General features: G+C 54.7%; 6 protein-coding genes and 1 pseudogene. 5 read left to right on the top strand and 2 right to left on the bottom strand.

Annotated elements, in window-relative coordinates:
* The first annotated feature begins 182 nt into the window (after positions 1-182).
* Together H096_RS24060 and H096_RS24070 are read left to right on the top strand one after the other, a co-directional pair.
* Complete coding sequence (locus H096_RS24060) at positions 183-1,208, top strand: IS110 family transposase (protein WP_033901841.1); 1,026 nt, start codon at positions 183-185, stop codon at positions 1,206-1,208.
* A 721-nt stretch (positions 1,209-1,929) separates the two neighbouring features.
* On the top strand, positions 1,930-2,892 hold the full coding sequence (locus H096_RS24070) for an arsenic resistance protein (RefSeq protein WP_033901842.1): 963 nt from the start codon (positions 1,930-1,932) through the stop codon (positions 2,890-2,892).
* 37 nt (positions 2,893-2,929) lie between these two features.
* On the opposite strand, the pseudogene H096_RS33550 reads toward H096_RS24070, so the two are convergent.
* Positions 2,930-3,022: pseudogene (locus H096_RS33550) on the bottom strand (transposase domain-containing protein); the annotation flags it as partial.
* A 124-nt stretch (positions 3,023-3,146) separates the two neighbouring features.
* Here H096_RS33550 and H096_RS34590 point away from each other — a divergent pair.
* Positions 3,147-4,343 carry a hypothetical protein gene (locus H096_RS34590; RefSeq protein WP_228386024.1) on the top strand — a complete coding sequence of 399 codons (1,197 nt, stop codon included), beginning with the start codon at positions 3,147-3,149 and terminating at the stop codon, positions 4,341-4,343.
* 52 nt (positions 4,344-4,395) lie between these two features.
* Here H096_RS34590 and H096_RS24080 read toward each other — a convergent pair whose 3' ends face one another.
* Positions 4,396-4,872: a helix-turn-helix domain-containing protein gene (locus H096_RS24080; protein WP_033901843.1), complete on the bottom strand. Its 477-nt coding sequence runs from the start codon at positions 4,870-4,872 to the stop codon at positions 4,396-4,398.
* A gap of 176 nt (positions 4,873-5,048) precedes the next feature.
* Between H096_RS24080 and H096_RS24085 the strand changes: the two genes are divergently transcribed.
* Positions 5,049-5,783 (top strand): metallophosphoesterase, encoded by a 735-nt coding sequence (locus H096_RS24085; RefSeq protein ID WP_033901844.1) that lies wholly within the window; start codon positions 5,049-5,051, stop codon positions 5,781-5,783.
* Positions 5,784-5,859: 76 nt separating this feature from the next.
* Positions 5,860-6,177 carry a hypothetical protein gene (locus H096_RS24090; RefSeq protein WP_033901845.1) on the top strand — a complete coding sequence of 106 codons (318 nt, stop codon included), beginning with the start codon at positions 5,860-5,862 and terminating at the stop codon, positions 6,175-6,177.
* Positions 6,178-6,304: the final 127 nt, after the last annotated feature.

A 6,304-nucleotide genomic window follows, 5' to 3' on the forward strand; every position in this document is an offset into this window, starting at 1 on the left:
TGTTCGGATCAGGCGGCTATTTCACCAAATCTGAAAGTCTTTTTCAGATGGTATGGACGCCTCCCCCCGGCAGCGGGCCGACCGCCGCACTGTGCACGACAAGCGGATCTCGCGGCCCCGATATACAAGTGTCAAAGTAACGCGTGTGAACAGCAAGAACACCTCTAACAGGAGGATCCACCATGAAACAGAGTGTGATTGGTATGGACATCGCCAAGAAGGTTTTCCAACTGCATACCGTCGATCAGCGCTCCGGAAAAATCGAACGTTTCAAGCTGCGGCGTGAAGAGGTTTTGGCGTTTTTCGCCGAGCGTCAGCCCTACTTGGTAGCGATGGAGGCTTGTGGCAGTGCGCACTGGTGGGCGCGCCAGCTTCAGCAGTTGGGGCATGAGGTGCGCTTACTGGCTCCTCGCTCGGTACGCCCATTCGTACTCAGGAACAAGACCGATGTGGCTGATGCCCAAGCGATATGGACAGCAGTGCAGCAGCCCGACGCCCACCAAGTCGCAATCAAACAAGCTGATCAGCAGGCCATCCTCTCGCTGCACCGCATCCGCGCTCAACTGCTGAAATTTCGCATTATGCAAAGCAATGCATTGCGCGGCTTGTTCTATGAGTTCGGGATTGTGTTGCCGGAAGGCTACACCCCGCTGACCAAGGCGGTGCCTAACGCCTTCGTCGATGCGGAAAATCAAGTACCCCATGTGCTGTTGGAAAGTCTGCGCGAGCAGTGGGCACGGGTAATCCGGCTGGACGAAGAAATCCAAGCGATTGAACTCCGTTTGAAACACTGCATGCGTGAGCGTCTCGATTGTCAAAAAATTGCAGAAATCCCCGGAGTAGGCTTGTTGACGGCCACAGCCGCAGTTGCCTCGCTGGGCGATGCCAAAACCTTTCGCTCCGGTCGGCAGTTTGCCGCTTGGGTGGGACTGGTTCCTCGACAGACAGGCACAGGTGGTCGAGTTCGGCAACTGGGGCTGAGCAAGCGCGGTGACACCTATCTGCGAACACTGTTTATGCATGGTGCCCGCTCAATCATTGCCAGGGGGCAGAAGTCTGAGTGGGTTGAGCGCTTGCTTGCCAGGCGACCGTATAACGTGGTGGTGGCCGCAGTTGCCAATAAACTCGCGAGAACCGTTTGGGCTGTGCTGGTCAAAGGCTCCCGATATCGCGCAGAACTCTTTACGGCATGCCCTGTAGGGCATTGAAAAAGCTTATAGACAAAAGGCTTCACAAGGAGCGCACGCGGTAGATACGTGATGGCGAAATAGGTCAGACCGTGACGAGGTAAACCTGGTAGGGAATATGAGCTATGGGCACACCATCAGCTCGATTTTCAGATGAGGGCCTCGTCAGCGGATTCCATCAGGGCCAGTAGGCTTGTCGGCCTGCACAAACAGGCCGGATATAAGACTGCTCCTACCTATACGTCAGCATGACTACCCCATTGAGCTTCGGGAGGCGTCCATATAAGAGTTTCCCTAGGCATGTTGACTCACACGTGCCTGCCATTGAGAGCAGCTCTATCCGGATCTGCTGGAGCTTAGCTACCTTAGATTCCACTTCTGCCAAGTGCTTCTTGACCACCGACAACGCATCAGCACACGGACGATCAGCATCTGCCGCGAGCGCAATGAGTTCGCGGATATCGTCGAGTGGAAAGCCCAGTTCACGATTCTGCCGGATGAAGATGAGTCGTGACCGATGCTTTTCGGTATAGATTCGATGCCCCCCTGTCGACCGTAGGGCCGGAGGGAGAAGGCCTATTTTCTCGTAGTAGCGAATCGTTTCAATGTGGCAACCCGTTGATTTCGACAGCGCTCCGATTCCTGACATCCAAACTCCCCAAGCATTTTCTTGAACCTGTAGTAGCTACAGATATTAACCTGCTCAATCGAAAAATGATTTCACGCGTTTTAAGGGCATTCCGTGGACAGAGAACAGCTAGAGAAGAACCAGATTCCCGTTTACTTCGTCGCGGTCATTGTCGCGGCTATCGGAGGCCTGCTCGCACCTGATGCCTCTCAAGCGTTAGGTGCGTTGGTGACACCAGCTATCGCTGTGCTGATGTACGCCATGTTTCTACAGATCCCATTCCTGGATCTCCGCGAAGGGCTTGCAAACAAGCGTTTCATGACCGCGCTGCTGACCGCCAATTTCGTCGCCATCCCCCTGTTGGTTTGGGCGTTGACGATGGGCCTAGCCGACCACCCGGCGATTTTGGTGGGCGCACTATTGGTCTTGCTGACGCCTTGTATCGATTATGTGGTGGTGTTTACCCATATCGGTAAGGGCGACTCCAAACTGACTCTGGCGGCAACGCCATTACTACTCTTGCTTCAGCTTGTGCTACTGCCCCTCTATCTAGCCTTCATGGTGGGTAATGACTCGGCGGTGGTTATATCGGTCGGCCCATTTGTTGAGGCCTTCGTAGTGCTGATCGCTTTACCCTTGGTCTTGGCAGTAGCAACAGCTGCCGGGGCAAAGAGGTCACGCGTCGTTGAGGGCTGGAACAATGCATGGGCTTGGATGCCTGTGCCAGCTATGGCGGCTGTGTTGGTCGTAGTGGTCGGCTCTCAGATCTCAGCAGTGGTCAGGGACATGGACAAGCTACTGCCCGTTATTCCCGTCTACCTCGGTTTCATGCTCTTGGCACCACTGGTCGGTGCGCTGGTTGCGCGGGCATTTAAATTGCCGGCCATCACTGCAAGATCAGTGGCGTTCAGTAGCTCGACACGAAATTCATTGGTGGTTCTGCCCCTGGCACTGGCTTTGCCCGAAGAAATCAGAGGGCTCGCTGCGGCAGCAGTTATCACTCAAACGCTGATTGAGTTGGTCAGCGAGCTAATTTACATCCGAGCAATTCCTGCTTTGGTCTGGCGCAAAATGTAGAAGCTTGGTAAGCACAAGTCCAAGACACCCTGCGTGATTAAACGGTCACCCACCTGTGTGGTAACAGCTCGGCAATCTCACTAGCTCGCTGCGTAGGCAGGCGCGTCAACACATCCTTCAGGTAGGCATAGCCGGGCAGGCCTGCTCCAGGTGAATACTTCGATCTTGATATACCAGTGAGCGGCTATCTCTCGGGCGACCTCCAGCGTAGGCTTCAGGTTATGCAGGACGCAATCAGGCACCAAGGAGTTCACATGTACCTCACGATCATGAAGCCACAATCGCTTCAGCAAATCGCTGTATTAGCCCGTGGATTATGGATCGTTGAAGGCCCTGAGGGCTCCGTGCTGGTAATCAAGGCAGGGAAAGAGCTGATCCTGGCCGCTCAGCAAAGGCGCGAATTGAAGCTTTACCTGGCGCCATACAAGGTAGACGAAACGACGGGATTTACGCTTCTCACTGCCTGCTTTGATGACCCACAAAGCCCGCTATTGATCAAAACCCCACTCATCCCAGGTGACCCTCTCACCGAGGCACTGCAGAGCTTCCCTGACGAGTTCAGTGTGTGCTTTTTCGACGAGCACAACCGTGAGCTGTTCAGTTGTAAGGCCCAGGCGAAGCTTGGTCAGCTCCGCAAGGAGCTCGGTACACTCAGCCCAATTGGAGCAGATCACTGGCCCAAGATGTATGAGCAGGCGGACAGGTGGTTCAGCCTCACGACCTATGAGGACGACGCTCGTGCCGCAACGGTGTTACTAGGGGAGGATTTGTTCCCCTCGGACTATTTGATCACCGACCTGACCCGCCAGGACTTTCGAGGCTCCAAAGGCTTTTCCAATACACAGTTGGAGCGCACTGAGCCGGGTACGTTTCAGGAACTGGATATCATCTATCTGCTCCAGCGGGCATATACCTCCGAGCGGATCATCCATGGCCCCTTGAAGGTCTCCGATGGCGAGGAGCTGGCTGACGTAGTGGTAATGGGCGATGAAGTGACTTTACTGCTGCAGGCGAAGGACAGTCCCAATACCCCAGCGACGTTGAACACAACGCTTGAGAGAAAGCGAAAGAAGGCTACAAGTCAGTTGAAGAACGGTCTTCAGCAACTACGTGGCGCTATTTCAACGATCAAGCGAGAAGGCAATCCAGCCTTGGCGCTTGTGGGCGGCACGCCCTTGGACATTGATCTTGCTGCACGACCCCTGGTGGGAGTTGTCGTGGTCAGAGAGTTTTTTATCGACAACTACGATGAATACAGCACCATGATTTTGAAGTTCATGGATGAGGTTGGTGTCCGCGTCCTAGCCTTCGATTACAACGAGTTCGAGGTGATGACCCGCCACTGCCCTTCGGAAGATGCACTGCTGTCAGCGTTCTTCCAGATTTCCAAATGCGCTGAGGAAAGGCGGATCTATCCCAGGCTGCGCTTCAAGGATCTGCCGCCGCGCTAAATCGAATCGGACAAGTGAAGAGCTTCTTTGCTCGTGCCCCACGACTCCCTTTCTAACCAGGCAGTTCTTTGAGCCAGTAACGCCTGACAGTCGCTTCAGGCAAACCCAGCGCTCGACTCACCTCCGCCTTCGACATGCCACTGGCCTTGAGCTCTAGCACAGCTCGGATTCGATCTGGGCTGCTGGGTTTGCCTCGCGTGCGCTTTACCAGCCCTTCACCTGCGTCCCAGTGCTTCTTCAGGCCCTGCAAGCCTCCCAGGGCTATGAAGCCCTCCAAATCCTGCGAAGCCTTCGCCATGACATCGATAGGTGATGACCCATTCTGGAGAGCCTGGCATAGCGCGACGAGAGCCACGAGGTCGAAATCTAGGGTGCGCGCGATCTTGCTCAGCTTGACCAAAGAGACCTGCGTTTTCCCTTGCTCCAATCGCGACAGATTGGCTTGGGAACTGATCTCGGCGAGCTCCTCCTGGGCCGATCCTCGAAGGTCGCGCAGAGCTCGGACTATTGCTGCTATCTCGTTCTGCATGCTGAGCGCTCAAAACGAAGAATAGGGCCACAGCGTCATGCGTCGATAAATATCGAAAGCTGGCAATAATGGCGCCCATCGTTTATCGTGGGCCTACAGATGACAGCCTCGCCGCGTCCGGGCGACCGGCCAGGGAGTGATCAATTTATTAGAAAGTCGACGTCAGCAGGCTAGGGATGAAGCTTCACATACTGTCTGATTTACATTGTGAGTTCGCCGATTTCGTCCCCCCTGTGGTGGACTGTGACGTGGTCGTATTAGCCGGCGACATCCACGTGAAGTCCAGGGGGGCCAGATGGGCCAGCCTGGCCTTCAGCACGCCTGTCGTCTACGCCATGGGCAATCATGAGCACTACAGCGGGAATATAGATCGAACTCACAGCAAGCTGCTTGACGCTGCTGAGGCGCACGTCCACGTCTTGGAAAATCAGGTTTTAGAGTACGGTGATGTGCAGTTTTTCTGTGCTACGGCTTGGACAAGCCTGGCCGCGACCGGAGACCCAGTAGCTGCTTCTTGGTGTGCTCGTGACTCACTGAATGACTTTCGCGCTATCCGTGTCGGTGAACAGTATCGGCGTTTGCGCCCTGACGACCTGATCGCGAGAAATCGAGAGACGAAGGAGTGGTTAGAGGCTCAGCTGTCTCTGCCATTCAACGGTAAACGTGTAGTTGTGACTCACCATCCGCCTCTTATGAAGTTCGTGAGTGACCAAGGAGCCGATCCTCACTTGCGAGCAGCCTATGGAAACAATTGGGATGGCCTGATGGATTTCAAGATCGATCTATGGATCTTTGGCCATACCCACGAAGCTGTGGATGAGGTTGTTAATGGCGTCCGGTTTGTGAGTAATCCTCGTGGTTATCCCACCGAAGAAACTGGCTTTCGGCCAGACCTAGTTGTCAGTGTATGAAGCCTGACAGGGCTGCCGGCGTTTAGCTTTTTTCAGTAAGTGAGTAGGTTTCAAATTCGAACGTGATGGAGAATCCATGAGTTGTCTGAATTCCCAGGACTGGACGGCTGAGGGCGGAATACGACTGCCCAGTCTGGTGTCAGCTAAGTTGGCGATTGCGCAGGCCCATGATTGGGGTGCACTAGTGGACGCGTATCTGGTAGATGCAGCTGAAGTTGGCGATCGTTTCGTTGCGTATGTGTATGGCGATCTTTCAGGGCAACTGGTTGATGGGATGACAATTGTCACACCCCCTAGTGAGGTGATAGCGGAGGTCGAAGGCATGGCGTTATTGCGGACAGTGTCAGGCAACGATCATTACGTCATGGTCAGCCGATTGCCTGCCGCCGCTTGAGTGCCCCCGCGTCGTCGAGGCCGCTGTCTCAGCCTGCTTCAGTAGGCCCCACCGTCATCTAATCCATTAATAGTTAATGTGGGCGGTTGCAGGAGCTGAGTGCAACACGGTCATTGAATTGAAGCTG

The sequence above is a fragment of the Pseudomonas sp. FH1 genome (assembly GCF_000510895.2).
GTDB lineage: Bacteria > Pseudomonadota > Gammaproteobacteria > Pseudomonadales > Pseudomonadaceae > Aquipseudomonas > Aquipseudomonas azotoformans_A.